The sequence below is a fragment of the Nocardia sp. NPDC057227 genome (assembly GCF_042669725.1).
GTDB classification, from domain to species: Bacteria; Actinomycetota; Actinomycetes; order Mycobacteriales; family Mycobacteriaceae; genus Nocardia; species Nocardia asteroides_A.
Window position 1 is genome coordinate 76110 of record NZ_JBHUXA010000027.1, and the last position, 17970, is coordinate 94079.

18 protein-coding genes are annotated in these 17970 nt (G+C 73.2%); 15 read left to right on the forward strand and 3 right to left on the reverse strand.

The window, feature by feature from the left end; all coding sequences use genetic code 11:
* Nucleotides 1–52 precede the first annotated feature (52 nt).
* The 9 genes from ACFUJ1_RS28740 (at nucleotide 53) to ACFUJ1_RS28780 (ending at nucleotide 11152) form a co-directional block, all read left to right on the forward strand.
* Nucleotides 53–1846 (forward strand): acyl-CoA dehydrogenase, encoded by a 1794-nt coding sequence (locus ACFUJ1_RS28740; protein ID WP_378650453.1) that lies wholly within the window; start codon nucleotides 53–55, stop codon nucleotides 1844–1846.
* 28 nt (nucleotides 1847–1874) lie between these two features.
* Entirely contained in the window at nucleotides 1875–2477 is a 603-nt protein-coding gene (locus ACFUJ1_RS28745; RefSeq protein ID WP_378650454.1) for a QsdR family transcriptional regulator, read from the forward strand.
* 189 nt (nucleotides 2478–2666) lie between these two features.
* On the forward strand, nucleotides 2667–3461 hold the full coding sequence (locus ACFUJ1_RS28750; RefSeq protein ID WP_378650455.1) for a GntR family transcriptional regulator: 795 nt from the start codon (nucleotides 2667–2669) through the stop codon (nucleotides 3459–3461).
* Nucleotides 3462–3689: a ferredoxin family protein gene (locus tag ACFUJ1_RS28755; RefSeq protein ID WP_357013138.1), complete on the forward strand. Its 228-nt coding sequence runs from the start codon at nucleotides 3462–3464 to the stop codon at nucleotides 3687–3689. It begins immediately after the preceding gene.
* 8 nt (nucleotides 3690–3697) lie between these two features.
* Nucleotides 3698–5077, forward strand: a complete 1380-nt coding sequence (locus ACFUJ1_RS28760; RefSeq protein WP_378650456.1) for an ABC transporter substrate-binding protein — start codon at nucleotides 3698–3700, stop codon at nucleotides 5075–5077.
* A 161-nt stretch (nucleotides 5078–5238) separates the two neighbouring features.
* Entirely contained in the window at nucleotides 5239–6078 is an 840-nt protein-coding gene (locus ACFUJ1_RS28765) for an ABC transporter permease (RefSeq protein WP_378650469.1), read from the forward strand.
* On the forward strand, nucleotides 6075–6812 hold the full coding sequence (locus tag ACFUJ1_RS28770; protein ID WP_378650457.1) for an ABC transporter ATP-binding protein: 738 nt from the start codon (nucleotides 6075–6077) through the stop codon (nucleotides 6810–6812). Before ACFUJ1_RS28765 ends, ACFUJ1_RS28770 begins: the two co-directional genes overlap by 4 nt.
* A gap of 259 nt (nucleotides 6813–7071) precedes the next feature.
* Entirely contained in the window at nucleotides 7072–9858 is a 2787-nt protein-coding gene (locus ACFUJ1_RS28775; RefSeq protein ID WP_378650458.1) for a fumarate reductase/succinate dehydrogenase flavoprotein subunit, read from the forward strand.
* A 112-nt stretch (nucleotides 9859–9970) separates the two neighbouring features.
* The gene (locus tag ACFUJ1_RS28780) at nucleotides 9971–11152 is read left to right on the forward strand and encodes a MarP family serine protease (RefSeq protein WP_378650459.1); all 1182 of its coding nucleotides are present in this window, start codon (nucleotides 9971–9973) and stop codon (nucleotides 11150–11152) included.
* 178 nt (nucleotides 11153–11330) lie between these two features.
* Here ACFUJ1_RS28780 and ACFUJ1_RS28785 read toward each other — a convergent pair whose 3' ends face one another.
* Both ACFUJ1_RS28785 and ACFUJ1_RS28790 read right to left on the reverse strand, forming a co-directional pair.
* Entirely contained in the window at nucleotides 11331–11801 is a 471-nt protein-coding gene (locus ACFUJ1_RS28785; RefSeq protein WP_378650460.1) for a DUF4254 domain-containing protein, read from the reverse strand.
* Nucleotides 11802–11915: 114 nt separating this feature from the next.
* The gene (locus ACFUJ1_RS28790; RefSeq protein ID WP_378615273.1) at nucleotides 11916–12368 is read right to left on the reverse strand and encodes a MarR family winged helix-turn-helix transcriptional regulator; all 453 of its coding nucleotides are present in this window, start codon (nucleotides 12366–12368) and stop codon (nucleotides 11916–11918) included.
* Between the two features lie 286 nt (nucleotides 12369–12654).
* Here ACFUJ1_RS28790 and ACFUJ1_RS28795 point away from each other — a divergent pair, with 286 nt between their 5' ends.
* Both ACFUJ1_RS28795 and ACFUJ1_RS28800 read left to right on the forward strand, forming a co-directional pair.
* The gene (locus ACFUJ1_RS28795; RefSeq protein ID WP_378650461.1) at nucleotides 12655–13008 is read left to right on the forward strand and encodes a hypothetical protein; all 354 of its coding nucleotides are present in this window, start codon (nucleotides 12655–12657) and stop codon (nucleotides 13006–13008) included.
* A gap of 94 nt (nucleotides 13009–13102) precedes the next feature.
* Nucleotides 13103–13567: a hypothetical protein gene (locus tag ACFUJ1_RS28800; RefSeq protein WP_378650462.1), complete on the forward strand. Its 465-nt coding sequence runs from the start codon at nucleotides 13103–13105 to the stop codon at nucleotides 13565–13567.
* Between the two features lie 14 nt (nucleotides 13568–13581).
* On the opposite strand, the gene ACFUJ1_RS28805 is transcribed toward ACFUJ1_RS28800, so the two are convergent.
* On the reverse strand, nucleotides 13582–13725 hold the full coding sequence (locus tag ACFUJ1_RS28805) for a hypothetical protein (protein ID WP_378650463.1): 144 nt from the start codon (nucleotides 13723–13725) through the stop codon (nucleotides 13582–13584).
* A 344-nt stretch (nucleotides 13726–14069) separates the two neighbouring features.
* On the opposite strand from ACFUJ1_RS28805, the gene ACFUJ1_RS28810 reads away from it, so the two are divergent.
* The 4 genes from ACFUJ1_RS28810 to ACFUJ1_RS28825 all read left to right on the forward strand — a co-directional run bounded on the left by ACFUJ1_RS28810 (nucleotide 14070) and on the right by ACFUJ1_RS28825 (nucleotide 17895).
* A complete protein-coding gene (locus ACFUJ1_RS28810; RefSeq protein ID WP_378650470.1) occupies nucleotides 14070–14426 on the forward strand; it encodes an Lsr2 family protein in 357 nt (118 codons plus the stop codon).
* 130 nt (nucleotides 14427–14556) lie between these two features.
* Nucleotides 14557–15792 carry a transcriptional regulator gene (locus ACFUJ1_RS28815; RefSeq protein ID WP_378650464.1) on the forward strand — a complete coding sequence of 412 codons (1236 nt, stop codon included), beginning with the start codon at nucleotides 14557–14559 and terminating at the stop codon, nucleotides 15790–15792.
* 187 nt (nucleotides 15793–15979) lie between these two features.
* Nucleotides 15980–17497, forward strand: a complete 1518-nt coding sequence (adh, locus tag ACFUJ1_RS28820; protein ID WP_378650471.1) for an aldehyde dehydrogenase — start codon at nucleotides 15980–15982, stop codon at nucleotides 17495–17497.
* Entirely contained in the window at nucleotides 17497–17895 is a 399-nt protein-coding gene (locus ACFUJ1_RS28825) for a DUF779 domain-containing protein (protein ID WP_378650465.1), read from the forward strand. The genes adh and ACFUJ1_RS28825 overlap by 1 nt, the downstream gene beginning before the upstream one ends.
* Nucleotides 17896–17970 lie beyond the last annotated feature (75 nt).

The window sequence follows — 17970 nt, forward strand, 5'->3', positions numbered from 1 at the left end:
GGGTGCGCATATTTGATACTCTGCGCGGTACGTGTCTCGAAAGGACGGGCGTATGCGCACCCTGCTGCTCAACCCGCGCGATCTGGAGTTCCTGCTCTACCGGTGGCTCGACGTCGAGGCGCTGACGAAACACCCGCGCTTCGCCGAGCACTCGCGGGAGACCTTCGACGCGGTGCTCGCGCTCAGCGCCGAGCTCGCCGAGACGCACTTCGCGCCGCACAACAAGAAGGCCGACGCCAACGAGCCGCGGTTCGTGGACGGCAAGGTCGAGCTGATCCCGGAGGTGGCGATCGCGCTGCGGGCCTTCGCCGCGGCCGGGCTGCCCGGCGCCACCGTCGCCGCCGAGCTCGGCGGCATCCAGCTGCCCGCCGTCGTGGCCCAGGCCTCCTTCGCCTGGTTCCACGCCGCCAACACCGGCACCGCCGCCTACCCCTTCCTCACCATCGCCAACGCGAATCTGCTGATCGCGCACGGCGAGCAGTACGTGGAGCGGTTCGTCCGGCCGATGCTGGAGGGGCGCTTCTTCGGGACCATGTGCCTCTCCGAGCCGCAGGCCGGGTCGTCGCTGGCCGACATCACCACGCGCGCCGAGCCACAGGGCGACGGTAGCTACCGGCTCTTCGGCACCAAGATGTGGATCTCCGGCGGGGACCACGAGCTCGGCGAGAACATCGTGCACCTGGTGCTGGCCCGGATTCCGGGCGGACCGGCCGGTACCAGGGGGATCTCGCTGTTCGTTGTGCCGCGCTTCCTGGTGGGCGAGGACGGGGCGCTGGGCGAGCGCAACGACGTCACGCTGGCCGGGCTGAACCACAAGATGGGGTTCCGCGGCACCGTCAACACGCTGCTCAATTTCGGCGAGGGCACGCACACCCCGGGCGGCGCGCCCGGCGCGATCGGGTACCTGGTCGGCACCGAGCACCGCGGGCTGAGCCTGATGTTCCACATGATGAACGAGGCGCGGATCGGGGTCGGGCTGGTGGCGACCGCGCTCGGTTACACCGGGTACCTCAAGTCGCTGGAGTACGCGCGCGGCAGGCCGCAGGGGCGGGCCAAGATCGGGGCCGACCCGGCGAGCCCGCAGCGGCCCATCGTGGAGCACGCCGACGTGCGGCGCATGCTGCTGGCGCAGAAGAGCTATGCCGAGGGGGCGCTGGCGCTGGTGCTGTACTGCGCGCGGCTGGTGGACGAGCAGCGGATCGCGGAGACCGAGGAGGAGCGGCTGCGCACCGGGCTGCTGCTCGACATCCTCACGCCGATCGCGAAGAGCTGGCCCTCGCAGTGGTGCCTGACCGCCAACGACCTGGCCATCCAGGTGCTCGGGGGCTACGGGTACACCCGGGAGTACGACGTCGAGCAGCACTACCGGGACAACCGGCTGAACCCGATCCACGAGGGGACGCACGGGATCCAGGGGCTGGACCTGCTCGGGCGGAAGGTGACGCAGCAGGGCGGCGCGAGCCTGCTCGCGCTGGACGCGCGGATTCGGGCCACGCTGGACGCCGCCGCCGCGGCGGGTGGTGAGGCGGCCGCGCTCGGGGCCGGGCTCGGGGCGGTCTGGCAGCGGGTGGTCGAGGTGACCGCCGGACTCTTCGCGAGCGGGGACATCGAGGCGGCGCTGGCCAACAGCAGTGTGTACCTGGAGGTGTTCGGGCACACGGTGGTGGCGTGGATCTGGTTGGAGCAGTATCTCGCCGCGGCGGGTGGCGAGGACGCGTTCCACGAGGGGAAGCGGCAGGCGGCGCGGTACTTCCATCGGTACGAGCTGCCCAAGACGAGTGCGGGACTCGACCTGCTGGCGAGTCTGGACCGGACCACGCTGGACATGCGCGAGGAGTGGTTCTGACTCCCCGGCCACCGGGCGGGAGCGCGCCGTGACCGGGGCGGCGCAGCGGCCGCGGCGGCCGGGGCGGCCCGCGGCGGCCACGCCGGCGGAGGTGGTGGCCGCCGCGCGGGCCGCGTTCCTGGCGGGCGACCGGATCGATGTGCAGTCCATCGCCGCCGGGCTCGGGTTGAGCCGGGCCTCGGTGTACCGCTGGTTCGGGTCGCGCGAGGGGCTGCTCGGGGCGGTGCTCGCCGGGGAGTACGAGGCGCTGGTCGCGCGGGCCGACAGCCGCAGGCGCAGTGCGGGCGGGGCCCGCGTGCTCGAGGTGCTGGCCAGGGTGAACCGCTGGATGAGCGACAACGAACCGTTCCGGCACTACTTCGAGCACGAGCAGCGGGCGGGGTTGCGCACCCTGACCGCGGGTGACGGGCCGGTGCAGCCGCGGGCGGTGCGCGCCGTCGAGGAGCTGGTGCGGCGCGCGGTCCGGGACGACGGGTACGCGCCACCCATGGCTCCGGACCTGCTCGCCTACGCCATGGTGCGGCTCGGCGAGGCGTTCCTCTACAACGACAGTGCCGTCGGCATCACCGGCGATGTGGAGCGGTTGCGGACCGTCCAGGCGGCGCTGCTCGGCCTGCCCGCCGACAGCTGATCCGCCGGGCAGCGGAACCGGGACTGTTCCGATCACTGTGATCGCAAGTCCCCGCCCGGCGGGCCGGGTGGCGCAATGCCGGGTGCAACCCAGGTCGCGCCTGCCGCTACCCGGCGCATTCCGGGCGCGTGAACGCGGTTCGCACCCGCTGGGGCGGACCGGCCGACCCGGGCCCGTTATCGTCGGTTCATGCAGGTCAGAGGTGTGAATCCGATTCCGGAGCCGGGCGAGGCGCACGGCCCGGCGCCGGTGCGGCGGCTGCGGGCGGATCAGGCGCGCCGGGTGGCGGATGTGCTGCGGCACCAGATCCACACCGGCGCGTTCCCGGACGGGCTGCCGTCCGAGCCCAGCCTGGCCGAGGAGTTCGAGACCTCCCGCAACACCGTGCGCGAGGCGCTGGCGCTGCTGCGCGACGAGGGGCTGATCGACCGCGCGCCCCGGGTCGGCACCCGGGTGGCGAACCGCAAGTACGACCACGGGCTCGACACCCTGCTCGGCCTGCAGGAGACGCTCAAGGGGCACGGCACCGTGCGCAACGAGGTGCGCGCCGCGACCACGATCACCGCCCCGCCCGCGGTCGCCCGCAGGCTGCGCCTCGAGCCGGGCGAGCGGGTGGTCTACCTGGAGCGGCTGCGCTACCTCGGGACCGCACCGCTCAGCCTCGACCTGACCTACCTGGCCCCCGACATCGGCGCCGCCGTCCTCGACCTGGACCTGGCGGGCACCGACATCTTCGTGCTGATCGAGCAGGTCAGCGGCCAGTCGCTCGGCTCGGCGGACCTGGCGCTGGAGGCGGTCTCCGCCGACCCGCACACCGCCGCGACCCTGGAGACCGCCGACGGCGCCGCGCTGCTCATGCTCGAGCGGCTGACCAGGCTGGAGGACGGCAGGCCGGTCGATCTCGAGTACATCCGGATGCGCGGCGACCGGATCACCATGCGGGGCAGCCTGTCCCGCACCGCACCCGAGTGGAAGGTCCTGTAGATGGCCCTCGCGAACAACCGCGCCGACGTGCCGGTGACGATCGACGAATCGCTCTGTATCGAGGGCTGCACGCTCTGCGTCGAGATCTGCCCGCTCGACTCGCTCGCCATCGACACCAGCACCGGCAAGGCGTTCATGCACGTGGACGAGTGCTGGTACTGCGGCCCGTGCGCCGCCCGCTGCCCCACCGGTGCCGTCACCGTCAACATGCCGTATCTCCTGAGGTGAAGAACTCCATGAAACGCCTGATCGCGGTGGCCGCCGTCGCCGCCCTTGCCCTGACCGGCTGCTCGCTGGAGCAGTCCGCCTCCGGCGGCGGCGACACCGTGCGCGTCGTCGTCGGCTACCAGTCCAAGACCATCAACACCGTCACCGCGGGCACCCTGCTGCGCGCGCAGGGCTACCTGGAGCAGCGGCTGAAGGCGATCACCGACGCGGGCGGCGCGGCGTACGAGGTGGAGTGGCAGGACTACGACACCGGCGCCCCGATCACCGCGCAGATGGTGGCGGAGAAGATCGACATCGGCTCGATGGGCGACTACCCGCTGCTGATCAACGGCTCCCGCACGCAGGCCAACGAGCGCTCGCGCACCGACTTCGTCTCGGTCACCGGGTACAACCCCAGGGGCGCGCTGAACATGGTGGTGGTGCCGCCGGATTCGCGCGCCGCCACGCTCGCCGACCTGCGCGGGCAGAAGATCTCGGCCAGCGTCGGCTCGGCCGGGCACGGCACCCTGGTGCAGGCGCTCACCCGCGCCGGGATCGACCCGGGGACCGGGGTCGAGGTGCTGAACCAGCAGCCGCAGGTGGGGGCATCGGCGCTGGAGTCCGGCCAGGTGGCGGCGCTCTCGCAGTTCGTGGCCTGGCCCGGGCTGCTGGTCTTCCAGGACAAGGCCAAGCTGCTCTACGACGGCGCCGAGCTGAACGTGCCCACCTTCCACGGCGTCGTCGCCAGGCAGGACTACACGAAGCAGCACCCCGAGGTGCTCGACGCGTTCCTGCAGGCGCAGCTGGACGCCACCGAGTTCCTGCACGGCGAGCCGCTGGAGGCGGCGAAGCTCGTCGCGGACGGGTCGGGGCTGCCGCAGGAGGTGGTCTACCTCTACAACGGCCCCGGCGGCACCTCCTTCGACACCACGCTCAAGCCGAGCCTGATCGCGGCCTTCAAGGACGACGTGCGGTACCTGAAGTCCATCGGTGACTTCGCCGAGCTCGACATCGACGGCTTCGTCGACGACGCCGCGCTGCGCAGGGCCTTCGCCGAGCGCGGTGGCGTCGGGTACGACGCCGCGCTGGCCGACACGGCCAACGCGACCGTCGGCTCCGGCAACGAGGTCTGGGTCGCCGGGCAGCAGCAGACCAGGCCAGCGGCCGACCCGACCGAGCTGCTCCGGATCGTCAAACAGGCGCGGGCGCAGGGCGATACCGTGCGCACCGCCTACGTGCTCGACGCCGAACTCGGCACCCGCTGGTTCGCGAACGAATCGATCTGGCTGCGCGACGGGGATCGCTTCCTGCCCTTCACCACCGAGGCGGCCGCGCAGCGCTACCGGGGTGCGCACCCCGGTGCGGTTCCGGTGAGCTACGACCAGGCGGTCCAGGAGGTGCGGACGTGACGCGCACCGACGCGGCCACCGCTGCGGCGACCGCGGCCGGAACCGCGCAGCCGGATGCCGTGCCGCGCACGGACGCACCGAATTCCGCGGCGGCCCCGACGCCGGGATCGGTCGCGGCGGCCCCGACACCCGGATCGGTCGCGCCGGACCCGGCGCCCGCGCTGGTCGAGGCGGGCCCGGCTGCGGCCGCGCTCACCCCGGCACCGGCGAAGGGCACCGGCTCCCCCTGGCCCGGCCGGCTGACCAAACTGGTCTCGGTCATTGCCGCGATCGGCGTCTGGCAACTGCTGACGGCGAACGACGTCCGGTTCTGGCTCCGCTTCGACACCCTGCCGACGGTCACCGAGATCCTCACCGCCTTCGGCCGCCAACTCGGCACCGACACCTACTTCCTCGACCTGGCGCAGTCGCTGCTCCGCATCCTCAGCGGCTTCGGCCTCGCCACCGTCGCCGGCGTGCTCACCGGGATCGCGCTGGGCCGCTCGCGGGTGTTCGCGAACGTCTTCGGCCCGCTCACCGAGCTGGCCCGCCCGGTCCCGGCGATCGCGGTGGTGCCGATCGCCATCCTGCTCTTCCCGGACGACGAGGCAGGCATCGTCTTCATCACCTTCCTCGCCGCCTACTTCCCGATCATGGTCAGCACCAGGCACGCGGTGCGCGCGCTGCCGACGCTGTGGGAGGACTCGGTGCGCACGCTCGGCGGCAGCCGCTGGGACGTGCTGCTGCGGGTGGTCTTCCCCGGATCGCTGCCCGGCGTGTTCGGCGGGCTCTCGGTCGGGATCGGGGTGGCGTGGATCTGCGTCATCTCGGCGGAGATGATCTCCGGGCGGCTCGGCGTCGGCTACCGCACCTGGCAGGCGTACACCATCGTCGACTACCCCGGCGTCTTCGTCGGCATCATCACCATCGGCGTGCTCGGCTTCGGCACGTCGGCAGCCGTGGAGCTGCTCGGCAGGCGGGTCACCCGCTGGCTGCCGCGCGGAGCGGAGAACGCGCGATGACCACCGCGAACCGCACCGGCATCGGGCTCGGCCTCGCCGACGTGCACCTCTCCTACGGCGGCGACCCGGTGATCGCCGGGCTCACCCTCGACGTGCGTCCGGGCGAGATCCTTGTACTCACCGGCCCTTCCGGCTGCGGCAAGTCGACGGTGCTGCGCGCGCTGGCCGGGCTGCTCGCGCCGGATTCCGGGCGCGTGCTCGCCGACGGCGAGCCGGTGCGCACCACCTCGCGGGACCGCGCCGTGGTGTTCCAGGACAACGCGCTGCTGCCCTGGCGCACCGTGCGCGCCAATATCGAGCTGGCGCTGAAGCTGCGCGGCGAGCCCAGGCAGGGGCGGCGGGCGGCGGCCGAGCGGTGGATCGACGAGGTCGGGCTGACCGGGTTCGGCGACTTCCTGCCCAAGAGCCTCTCCGGCGGTATGCGGCAGCGGGTGCAGCTGGCCCGCGGGCTGGCCGGGGCGCCGCGCGCGGTCATGATGGACGAGCCGTTCGGCGCGCTGGACACCCAGACCCGCGCCACCGTGCAGCGGCTGCTGATCGACACCTGGAACACGCACCCGGCCACCGTCGTCTTCGTCACCCACGACGTGGACGAGGCGCTGCTGATCGGCGACCGGGTCGCCGTGCTCGGCCGGGCCGGGCAGCCGCTCCGCGCCCTCGTCGACATCCCCGAGCCGCGTACCGGTGCCGATCGCTCCGCCGCGCGCGCCGAGATCCTGGCGGCGCTCTCGTGACGGGCTGCTGTCCGCCCGGTCCCGAATCCGGCGGCTCGGCGACCGGCCCCGCGCCGCGCGCCGCGAACCACGACTCCGCTCCCCCGGCACCGGGACGAGCACTGCCCCGGTCCGCGACGTCCGGCGGCCGGGCCCGGCTCCGGTGCACGGCCCTTCCGCCGGCTCCGGCACGAGCACGGCCAACGGTCGCCGCGTCCGGCGGCCGCGCCCGGCTCCGGTGCACGGCCCTTCCGCACCCCCCGACCGTTGGAGGCCGCTCATGACCGCGCCCGCGCCGACCCCGGCGATCCCCGACCTCGCGGACGCGATCCGCCTCGACTGCGACGTCCTCGTCATCGGCGGCGGCACCGCGGGCACCATGGCCGCGCTCACCGCCGCCGAGCGCGGCGCGAACGTGCTGCTGCTGGAGAAGGCGCACGTGCGGCACTCCGGCGCGCTCGCCATGGGCATGGACGGCGTGAACAACGCCGTCGTGCCGGGCAAGGCCGAGCCGGAGGACTACGTCGCCGAGATCACCCGCGCCAACGACGGCATCGTCGACCAGCGCACCGTCTACCAGACGGCGACCCGCGGCTTCGCGATGGTGCAGCGGCTGGAGCGGTACGGCGTGAAGTTCGAGAAGGACGCCTACGGCGAGTACGCGGTGCGCCGCGTGCACCGCTCCGGCTCCTACGTGCTGCCCATGCCGGAGGGCAAGGACGTCAAGAAGGCGCTGTACCGGGTGCTGCGCCAGCGCAGCATGCGCGAGCGCATCCGGATCGAGAACCGGCTCATGCCGGTCCGGGTGCTCACCGCGAACGGCCGCGCGGTCGGCGCCGCCGCCCTGAACACGCGCACCGGCGAGTTCGTCACGGTCGGCGCGAAGGCGGTGATCCTGGCGACCGGCCCGTGCGGCCGGCTGGGGTTGCCCGCCTCCGGCTACCTGTACGGCACATACGAGAACCCGACCAACGCGGGCGACGGCTACTCCATGGCCTACCACGCGGGCGCGGAGCTCTCCGGGATCGAATGCTTCCAGATCAACCCGCTGATCAAGGATTACAACGGCCCGGCCTGCGCCTACGTCGCCAACCCGTTCGGCGGGTACCAGGTGAACGCGCACGGCGAGCGCTTCGTCGACTCCGACTACTGGTCGGGCGCGATGATGGCCGAGGTCAAGCGGGAGATCGAGTCCGCGCGCGGCCCCATCTACCTGAAGGTGTCGCATCTGCCGGAGGAGACGCTCTCCACCCTGGAGGGCATCCTGCACACCACCGAGCGGCCCACCCGCGGCACCTTCCACGCCAATCGCGGCCACGACTACCGCACGCACGACATCGAGATGCACATCTCCGAGATCGGGCTGTGCGGCGGGCATTCGGCCTCCGGCGTCTGGGTGGACGACCACGCCCGCACCACCGTCCCCGGGCTGTACGCCGCGGGCGACCTGGCTTGCGTGCCGCACAACTACATGATCGGCGCCTTCGTCTACGGCGATCTGGCAGGCGAGCACGCGGCATCCACGCTGGCCGAGCAGGCCGCGCCCGCCGAGCTGCCCGCCGACCAGCTGGCGGCGGCGCACGAGCTGATCTACCGCCCGCTGCGCAACCCGGAGGGGCCGCCGCAGCCGCAGGTCGAGTACAAGCTGCGCCGCTTCGTCAACGACTACGTGGCGCCGCCGAAGACCGCGGCCAAGCTCTCGCTCGCGGTGGAGACCTTCGAGCGGATGCGCGCCGAGGTCGAGGGGATCGGGGCGCGCACCGCGCACGAACTCATGCGCGCCGCGGAGGTGTCGTTCATCCGGGACTGCGCGGAGATGGCGGCGCGCAGCTCGCTGACCCGCACCGAATCGCGCTGGGGGCTCTACCACGACCGGGCCGACCTGCCCGAGCGCGACGACGTCGACTGGCGCTACCACCTGAACCTGCGCAAGAACGGCGCGGGCGAGATGGAGTTCGTCAAGCGCGCGGTGGCGCCGTACCTGGTCCCGGTGCCCGAGTTCGACGACGTGCCCGGCGCGGTGCCCGCCGAGGTGCCGGTGCGTGCCACGGAGCCGGTCGCGGTCCGCGGCGGCGCGCAGGCCGCGCCGGAGCGAATCGAGCCGGTGCTGCGCGAGGAGGCGCCGTCGCCGCGGATCGTCACGCTGCTCGCGCTGGACGCGCCCGATGTGGCGGAGCTGGAGCCGTACCTGCGCGATCCCGACCCGGTGGTGCGGGTCGCCGCGCTCTCGGTGCTCACCGAACACACGCCGGACGGCTTCGCCGGTGCGCTGATCCCGGCGCTGGACGACCCGGCGGTCACCGTGCGCCGAGCCGCGGCGGACAGCCTGCGCGAGCTGGTGGAGGTGCTGCCCGAGCACGCCGGGCTGCGTGAGCGGATCGGCTCCCCGGACGCCGGGGTGCGCGCCACCGTGGTCGACCTGGTGCGCGCGCTGCGCGGTGGCTCGGCCGACTGGTTCGCCGGTGCGGCGCGCGACCCCGACCACCGGGTGCGGCTGGAGGCGGTGCGCGGGCTGGTCTCGCTGGACGAGGCTGCCGGCGTCGCCGCGCTGGCGGGCGACCCCAACCGCGAGGTGCGCGTGGTCGTCGCGCACGGGTTGGCGGAGATCGGCTCGGTCGCCGTCGAGGCAGGCGCGCGCCGGGTCATTCGCACCCTCGCCGCCGACCCGGACCCCCTCGTCCGCGCCGCCGCCCTCGCCGCCTTCGGCCCCCTCGGCGCCGAGGGGCCGTTCGAAGCCGTCGCCTCGTCCGCACCGGCGCCGCGCAAGCGGGCGCCCGCGCCGGGGGATGACGTCGCCCTGCTGATCGGGGCACTCTCCGATACCGCGTGGCAGGTCAGGGTCGGTGCGGCCAAGGGGCTGGCGGGGGCCGATCCGGACGCCGCGATCCCGGCGCTGAGCACCGCGCTCGGCGATCCGCACCTGGATGTGCGCAAGGCGGCGGTACTGTCGGTGAGCGCTCGTGCCGAGCGGGACGACGCGCAGGACGCGCTGGCCCGCGCGGTGCACGACAGCGATGCCGACGTCAGGGCGTACGCGCGCCGCGCGGCGCGGTTGCTGCCCCGCTGAAGGGTCGCTAGTTTGACGGCGTGACCGTAGCCGACCTCCGAGCGGCCCGCGGTTGCCGGGCGCGGTCGGCCCGGCGGTGGGTCGGCTCGGGCCGGTGGACGGGAGACGCGGCGTGACGGTGGCGATCTGGCTCGATCTCGTCGTGCTCGTCGCCGCCGTGCTCGCCGCGCTGGCCGGCTGGCGGCGCGGCGCGATCGTCGGGCTGCTCGGCTTCGCCGGGGTCGTCCTCGGTGCCGTGCTCGGCGCGCTGCTCGCGGGCGGGGTGCTGCACCGGGTGCAGCCGGGCTGGCCCCGGCTCACCGTGGTGATCGCGGTGGTCGCGATCTTCCTGGTCACCGGCGAGCTGATCGGCCACCGGATCGGCCGCTCGGCGCGGGATGCCGTGCGCGGCAGCGGAACCAGGAGGGCCGATGCGGTCGGCGGCGCGGTCACGCACGCCGCCGCGGTACCGGTGCTGGTCTGGCTGGTGGCGGGCACCCTGGCCGGCTCCGCGCAGGCGCAGGCGGTGCAGGGCTCGGTGGTGCTCCGCACCGTGGCCGACCTGGCCCCCGGTTGGGCCGCCGACCTGCCGGAGCGGATCGCCGAGCCGCTGCGCGACGCCGGGCTGCCCGCCGCATCGGCCTGGCCGCGCGAGGAGACCGGGCGCTCCCGCGAGCAGCCCGACCCCGCCGTCGCCGCGCTGCCGCTCACCGCCGCGCTGGAACCGAGCGTGCTCCGCATCCGGGACATCGCGGCGGACTGCGGATTGCGCCAGACCGGAACCGGTTTCGTGATCGCGGCCCAGCGGGTGCTGACCAACGCGCACGTGGTCGCCGGTGCCACGAACATCTCGGTGGACACCGCCGACGGCCCGCTCGACGCCCGGGTGGTGCAGTTCGAGCCCGCCATCGATATCGCGGTGCTCGCGGTGCCAGGGCTCACCGCGGTCCCGGTGCCGATCGCGCCGCTGCCCGCCGAGCCGGGTGCCGACGCCGTCGTGCTCGGCTACCCGCAGGGCGGCCCGTACACCGCGAGCGCGGCCCGGGTGCGCAGCCGGGTGCAGCGCCCGGTACGCGACATCTACCGCACCGCGGGCGTCGAGCGGAAGTTCTACGCGGTGGCGGGCGAGATCCGCGGCGGCAATTCCGGTGGGCCGCTGGTGGATACCGAGGGCCGGGTGCTCGGGGTGGTGTTCGGGGTCGACGAGGAGCGCGGCGAACTCGGCTACGCCTCCGGGCTGCCGGACGTCCTCGAGCAGCTCGGCGAGCGCTGGCGCGCGGGCACCCCCGTCGGCGCCGGAAACTGCGCGCCCTGACAGCGACGGCAGTCCCGCGCCCTGACAACGGCGCCGCGGCAGTCCCGCGCTCTGGCAACGGCGCGGCGGCAGTCCCCCCTGACAGCGACGCCGCCGTAGTCCCGCGCCGCGGCCGCGGCACAGCGAATGTCGGCGCCCCGACCGCGGCGCACCCGGAACCGCGTGCCGTGACCGCGGCTCAGCGCGAGGGCAGCGCGAGCCAGCCGCTCTCGAGCGCCGCGGCCAGCTCCCCGTAGCCGATCTCCTGCTCGGCCAGCGTGGTCCAGGCCGCGTGCATCTCGTCGCTACCGGGGTCGATGGTCATGAGCAGGTCGAAGGCGCGCTCGGAGGCCGCCGCCATCCGGTCGATCACGGCGCCGAGCGGGTCCGGGTGGCACCGCGCCTCCGCCCGCGGCGCGGGCAGGTTGCGCCGCGCCCAGCCGTCGATCCGGCGCACCAGATCGGCGCGGTCCCGGTCGAATTCGGCGGCGCGCGCGGGCAGCCGACGGCGGGCCCGGTGCAGCTCGGCGATAGCGTGCGCCTCCCGGCAGAGCGGCCCGGCGAGGTAGTGGCCGCGCAGCGCGGCCAGCAGCTCGTCCTTGGACGGGAGCACCGGGTCGGCAGGCGGCTCGGTCTCGGGCAGCGCGCGCCGAACTTGTTGCGCTGTCATCGGACCGACCTCCCGTCCACGGCGACACGAGTCACATCACATCGGATTCACGCGCCGCGCCGAACGGAAACCGTGGCGCGGATCGCGTTTCTCCCACTGTGACATGACGCGTGGTCAGCCGCGTGCGCCGGCCACCGCGGGCGGGCGTAGCCGCTCCGGGGCGAGCGCGGAGAGCTCGGCGGCGTGCTGGCGATCGGCGGTGATGGCGTCGAGGCGCTTGCCGAGCGCCTTCACCTCGTCGCGCAGCGCGATCACCCGGTCCAGCGGGTAATCGACCTCGGCCAGCACGGATTCCACCATGCGCCTGGCCTGACGCTGCAGCGCGCGGCCCGCCTCGGTGGCGCGCAGCTCGACGGCGCGGCGATCGTGCGCGCTGCGCACGCTCTCCACCAGGCCGTGCGCCTGCAGCCGCTGGATCAGCGGGGAGACGGTGCCGTAGTCGAGGTGCAGCTTCTCGCCGAGTTCGCGCATGGTCATGCCCGGCCGCTCCCAGAGCGCGAGCAGCGCCAGGTACTGCGGGTAGGTCACCCGCATCTCGTCCAGGAAGGGACGGTAGGCCGCGGTCATCGACCGGGAGGTGGAGTAGAGCGCGAAGCAGAGCTGAGCGGTGAGCGAGAGCGGGTCGGCGGCGGGTAGCGCGGCCCCGGCGGGGGCGCTCCGGTGCGGGCGGAATTCGGGTTCTCGGGCAAGATCGGGCAACGGTGCCTCGGACATAGCTGCACTGTACGCACCGGGCCGACCCGGGCGTGCCGGGTCGGCCGGGTATACCGCGCGGTCTGCGAATTTCGCCAGTAGCGAGCCATTCAGTTGTGCACAATGTTTGCCACGAGCCCCTCCGGCAATCACCGGACACGTGGTGAACGATGTCGAGAAGCGCTGGAACGACCCGGGCGCCGTGCGCGGCGCGGCTCGCTACCTCGCGGCCGTCCTCGTGGTCACCGCCGCGGTGTTCGGGGTCTGCGTGCTCTGGGCGAGCGGCCGCGCCGAGTGCTCCGGCGAGCGCATGCTCTGCGACACCGCGGCGCAGGGCGTCACGCTGCTCGCGCCCGCGGTGACCCTGCTGCTCGGCGGGATCGGCGCCTTCGTGCAGACCTTCCTGGTCTGGCGGCGCGGCGGTAGCTGGCCGATCTGGCAGGGCGCGGGCTGGTTCGCCCTCGTCCTGTTCCTGGCCTACCTGTCGATCGGCGGCGGCGCACTGGCCGGGTGATCGCACCGGCGGCCGCGGCACCCCCGGATTCATGGCCCGGCCAGCGGGTATATCGGGCGCACAGTGCAGGGGACGATCGAGGAAGGGACGCCACATGACCGAGACAGCCACCGAGAGCGCCGCGATCACCGACCGCCCGTCCCCGGAGCATCGCCGTCCGCCGGGGGTCGACGACGCGACGGTCGCCGCGGGCGGCATGCTCTCCGAGGCGCTGGAGACCATCGAGCGCGCCAGGGGTCACCTCTACGAGCTGCACCAGCTGATCGGCGGCGCCGACCTGCGGCTGGACGAGGCGGTGTCGAAGTTCAGGGCGGCCGGGCACCCGGAGATCGCCGAGCGCATCGAGCGCGAGCTGATCGGCCGGAATGTGCTGCCCGGGCGCTGGACCTTCCAGATCGTCGAGGAGTTCGACGACGGCTACTACGCGCAGTTCCGGGAGATCGAACAGGACGTCCGCGACGAGCTGTTCGACGGCAGGCGCCACCTATTCGAGGCGGAGATGAAGGAAGCGCGCCGCACGCACGGGCGCAAGAGCCATTCGGCGGCTCCCCGGGGGTAGCCCGGAATAGCGCGTCAGCCGCCGACGGGCCGCTCGGGCACCCGGACGGCGGCGCGGCGCGCCTCCAGCCAGAAGGTGGCGCCGACCGTCAGATACGAGGCGACCACCGCGATCACGGGAAGACCAAGGATCATCAGCAACACCGGGAACATCGACATGGCCTGTGCCCCTCTCCACCGCGTAGCGCTCGTCCCGTGGCCCGCTGCCCGGGCCGGGGGGCGCCACCTGCGCCTGCTCGGCTATTACCCTGAACTCATCGCCACACGCGATCCCTACCGCAACACCGCTGTGAATTGGGTCACCGGCCCTCGCTAATTCCCCGAGGCCGCCACCGGCGCGAATTCGGCGTTCCGCTCCGGTGCGAATTCGCTATCGATTGCCGAAAGGCCGGAGCGCCTTTGCCGGAACCACCCGCAAAGGCGTATGCGGCACCGCGGGGCGCGGAATGGGATGTAATGTCGTGCTGTCGAATCCGGCATCCGGAAAGGGGCAGCACAACAATATGGCCAAGAAGGTCATCGTCCAGACCATCGACGATCTCGACGGCGAGTCGGTCGCGGACGAAACGATCGAGTTCGCGCTCGACGGAATCGGTTACGAAATCGACCTGTCCAGCGCCAACGCGAAGAAGCTGCGCGACGAGCTGGAGGCGTGGGCCACGCACGCCCGCCGGGTGAGCGGCAGGCGGCGCCAGCCGAAGACCCCCGCCCCGCGCGCCAAGTCCGCGGACAACCGCGAGCAGACCGCGGCGATCCGCGAGTGGGCCCGCAACAACGGGTTCGAGGTCTCCGCCCGCGGCCGGATCCCGGCCGAGGTGCAGCAGGCCTACCGCGCCGCGAACAGCGACGCGGAGGACTGACCCGCCGCGCGGTCGGCGGGCCGTTTCCCGGCCCGCCCCCGCTCGCGCCGGGTTTCCGGCCCGTGCGGTGCCGCGCCGGGGCAGAATGGAGTTCGGCGCACCATCGAACCAACGACCTCAGGATCGCGGGATGGCCCAACGACGTAGCCTCTCGCAGCGACGAGCTGCCCTCGAAGCGGAGTGGACCCGCCGGGTCCCCCGCGTGCCCGGCCCGGATGCCATCCGGCCCCCCGGCGAACTCGCGCGGCCCGGCGCGCTCGACTCCGCGGTCGCGCAGTCCTGGGCGCGCTCGCTGCGCACGGTCGATCCAGCCAGGGACCACGCACCCGGCGACGCCGTCGACGTCAGGACCCGCTGGGCCGAGTCCCCGCTGCGCATCCCCGTGCTCGAGCTGGCCGATCAGCTGCGCGCGGTGGCCGACGGCTCCGGTTTCGTCGCCGCCGTCACCGACGAGAGCGGCACCATCCTCTGGTCCTACGGCGGGCCGGTCATGCGCCGCCGCGCCGAACAGGTGAACTTCGCCCCCGGCGGCCGCTGGGACGAGCCGCACATGGGCACCAACGCGCTCTCGCTGGCGCTGCGCACCGAGCGGCCGCACACCGTCTTCTCCGCCGAGCACCTGGTCGCCGCGCTACACGGCTGGGTCTGCTACTGCGCGCCGATCCACGGCCCGGACGGCAGGCAGCTCGGCGTGCTCGACCTCTCCACCGCATGGGACCGGGCGCACCCGCTCGCCATGTCCACCGCGATGGCGCTGGCCAGCGCGATCGAGGCGCGGGTTCGGGCGGGGGCGCCCGCCGCGCCGGGCGGGCGGCTGCGCTGCCTCGGCGGCGCCGAGCTGGTGCGCGCGGGCGGGCCGGTGCGGCTGCGGCCCCGGCACCTGGAGATCCTCACGCTGCTGGCGCTGGAGCCGGAGGGGTTCACGCACGAGCGGCTGCACTTCGCCGTCTACGGCGACCGGCCGGTCGGGACGAGCACGCTGAAATCGGAGATGTCGTACCTGCGCCGGGCCACCGACGGGGAGATCAGCAGCCGGGTCTACCGGCTGGCGCACCCGCCCGCCTGCGACGCCGTCGAGCTGCTCGCCGCGCTGGAGGCGGGCGACACCGGCGCCGCCGTCGAGCTCTACCGCGGGCCGCTGCTGCCGGGTTCGGACACCCCGGGGATCGTCACCTGGCGCGATCACCTCGAGGTGGCGATCCGCACCGCCGTGCTCTCCAGCCCGGACCCCGGCCACGCGCTGCGCTACGGCGAGTTCGCCCCGGACGACATCGCCGTGCACGAGCACGCGCTCGGCCTGCTCGCACCCGGCGACACCCGCCGCGCCATCGCCGCGGCGCGGCTGCACTCCGCCCTCCGCGACTGAACCGCGCCATCTCGGTGCGCGACCGCACCGCGCCGGTGCGACCTGCCCGGCCCGCGCGGGGCGCCGGGCACGGCGGCGCGCCCGCTTCCCGGCGTCAACGTTTCGCCAACCTCGGTGGCGCATAGTGACACGCGTCACGGCCGTGCGCCGTGGGTTCACTGTCGCCAACAGCGAGGAGTCGTTCGCCATGATCTACGCGAAGCCGGGAGCCGAGGGCAGCGTCGTCGAATACGCCCGCCGATACGACAACTTCATCGGCGGTGACTGGGTGGCCCCGGCGGAGGGCCGCTACTTCGAGAACCCCTCCCCGGTGGACGGCGCCACCTTCACCGAGGTCGCCCGCTCCACCGCCCCCGACGTCGACCGCGCGCTGGACGCCGCGCACCAGGCCGCCGACGGCTGGGGCCGCACCTCGACCACCGAGCGCGCCAATATCCTGAACCGCATCGCCGACCGGATCGAGGAGAACCTCACCGCGCTCGCCGTCGCGGAGACCTGGGAGAACGGCAAGCCGGTCCGCGAGACCCTGGCCGCCGACCTGCCGCTCGCCGTGGACCACTTCCGCTACTTCGCCGGTGCGCTGCGCGCCCAGGAGGGCGGCATCTCGGAGATCGACGGCGACACCATCGCCTACCACTTCCACGAGCCGCTCGGCGTGGTCGGCCAGATCATCCCGTGGAACTTCCCGATCCTGATGGCCACCTGGAAGCTGGCGCCCGCGCTGGCCGCGGGCAATGCCGTCGTGCTCAAGCCCGCCGAGCAGACCCCTGCCTCCATCCTCAAGGTGGTCGAGCTGATCGCCGACCTGCTCCCGCCCGGCGTGCTGAACGTGGTCAACGGCTTCGGCGTCGAGGCGGGCAAGCCGCTTGCCTCCAGCCCGCGGGTGGCCAAGATCGCCTTCACCGGCGAGACCACCACCGGCCGGCTGATCATGCAGTACGCCAGCGAGAACATCATCCCGGTCACCCTGGAGCTGGGCGGCAAGAGCCCGAACATCTTCCTGCCGGACGTGGCCGCCGCGGACGACGAGTTCTTCGACAAGGCGATCGAGGGCTTCGTCATGTTCGCGCTGAACCAGGGCGAGGTCTGCACCTGCCCCTCGCGCGCGCTGGTGCACTCCTCGATCTACGACGAGTTCATGGAGCGCGCGGTGGCCCGCACCGAGGCCATCGTGAGCGGCAACCCGCTCGACGACGCCACCATGATCGGCGCGCAGGCCAGCAACGACCAGTACGAGAAGATCCTCTCCTACATCGACATCGGGCGGCAGGAGGGCGCCGAGGTGCTCACCGGCGGCGGCACCCGCGCGGTCGACGGCCTTCCGGACGGGTACTACGTGGAGCCGACCATCTTCAAGGGCCGCAACGACATGCGGATCTTCCAGGAGGAGATCTTCGGCCCGGTCGTCTCGGTGACGACCTTCGACTCGGTGGACGAGGCGCTCAAGATCGCCAACGACACCCTGTACGGGCTCGGCGCCGGCGTCTGGTCGCGGGACATGAACACCGCCTACCGGCTGGGCCGGGAGATCAAGGCGGGGCGGGTGTGGACCAACTGCTACCACGCCTACCCGGCGCACGCGGCGTTCGGCGGCTACAAGAAGTCGGGCATCGGGCGGGAGAACCACCGCATGATGCTCGAGCACTACCAGCAGACCAAGAACCTGCTGGTCAGCTACTCCCCCAACAAGCAGGGGTTCTTCTGATGGCTGTGCCCCGGGTGGAGCTCACCGACCCGGCGACCGAGCTGCTGCGCACGCTGGAGGCGCAGCACGGGCCGGTGATGTTCCACCAGTCGGGCGGCTGCTGCGACGGCAGCGCTCCGATGTGCTATCCGCGCAACGAGTTCCGGGTCGGCGCGGCCGACGTGCTGCTCGGCCGGGTCGCAGGCGACACCCCGTTCTGGATGAGCGCGGACCAGTACGAGTACTGGAAGCACACGCACCTCACGGTCGACGTGGTGCCCGGCCGGGGCAGCGGGTTCTCGCTGGAGGCGCCGGAGGGCGTGCGCTTCCTGATCCGGTCCCGGCTGCTCACCGACGACGAGGTGCTTGCGCTGGCGGCGGAGCCGCCGCCCGCCTCCGGGGCCGAGTACGAGGGGTGAGTTCGCGGAGCGGGGCGGGCCCCGGGGGGGCCCGCCCGCGCCACCCGCCCGGGGGGGGGCCGACCCCGGCCGGGT

Coding starts and splice junctions, on each gene's coding strand:
- ACFUJ1_RS28740 (WP_378650453.1), top strand. CDS start 53: ATGCGCACCCTGCTGCTCAACCCGCGCGATCTGGAGTTCCTGCTCTAC.
- ACFUJ1_RS28750 (WP_378650455.1), top strand. CDS start 2,667: ATGCAGGTCAGAGGTGTGAATCCGATTCCGGAGCCGGGCGAGGCGCAC.
- ACFUJ1_RS28755 (WP_357013138.1), top strand. CDS start 3,462: ATGGCCCTCGCGAACAACCGCGCCGACGTGCCGGTGACGATCGACGAA.
- ACFUJ1_RS28760 (WP_378650456.1), top strand. CDS start 3,698: ATGAAACGCCTGATCGCGGTGGCCGCCGTCGCCGCCCTTGCCCTGACC.
- ACFUJ1_RS28770 (WP_378650457.1), top strand. CDS start 6,075: ATGACCACCGCGAACCGCACCGGCATCGGGCTCGGCCTCGCCGACGTG.
- ACFUJ1_RS28775 (WP_378650458.1), top strand. CDS start 7,072: ATGACCGCGCCCGCGCCGACCCCGGCGATCCCCGACCTCGCGGACGCG.
- ACFUJ1_RS28785 (WP_378650460.1), bottom strand. CDS start 11,801: ATGACAGCGCAACAAGTTCGGCGCGCGCTGCCCGAGACCGAGCCGCCT.
- ACFUJ1_RS28790 (WP_378615273.1), bottom strand. CDS start 12,368: ATGACCGCGGCCTACCGTCCCTTCCTGGACGAGATGCGGGTGACCTAC.
- ACFUJ1_RS28800 (WP_378650462.1), top strand. CDS start 13,103: ATGACCGAGACAGCCACCGAGAGCGCCGCGATCACCGACCGCCCGTCC.
- ACFUJ1_RS28805 (WP_378650463.1), bottom strand. CDS start 13,725: ATGTCGATGTTCCCGGTGTTGCTGATGATCCTTGGTCTTCCCGTGATC.
- ACFUJ1_RS28810 (WP_378650470.1), top strand. CDS start 14,070: ATGGCCAAGAAGGTCATCGTCCAGACCATCGACGATCTCGACGGCGAG.
- ACFUJ1_RS28815 (WP_378650464.1), top strand. CDS start 14,557: ATGGCCCAACGACGTAGCCTCTCGCAGCGACGAGCTGCCCTCGAAGCG.
- adh (WP_378650471.1), top strand. CDS start 15,980: ATGATCTACGCGAAGCCGGGAGCCGAGGGCAGCGTCGTCGAATACGCC.
- ACFUJ1_RS28825 (WP_378650465.1), top strand. CDS start 17,497: ATGGCTGTGCCCCGGGTGGAGCTCACCGACCCGGCGACCGAGCTGCTG.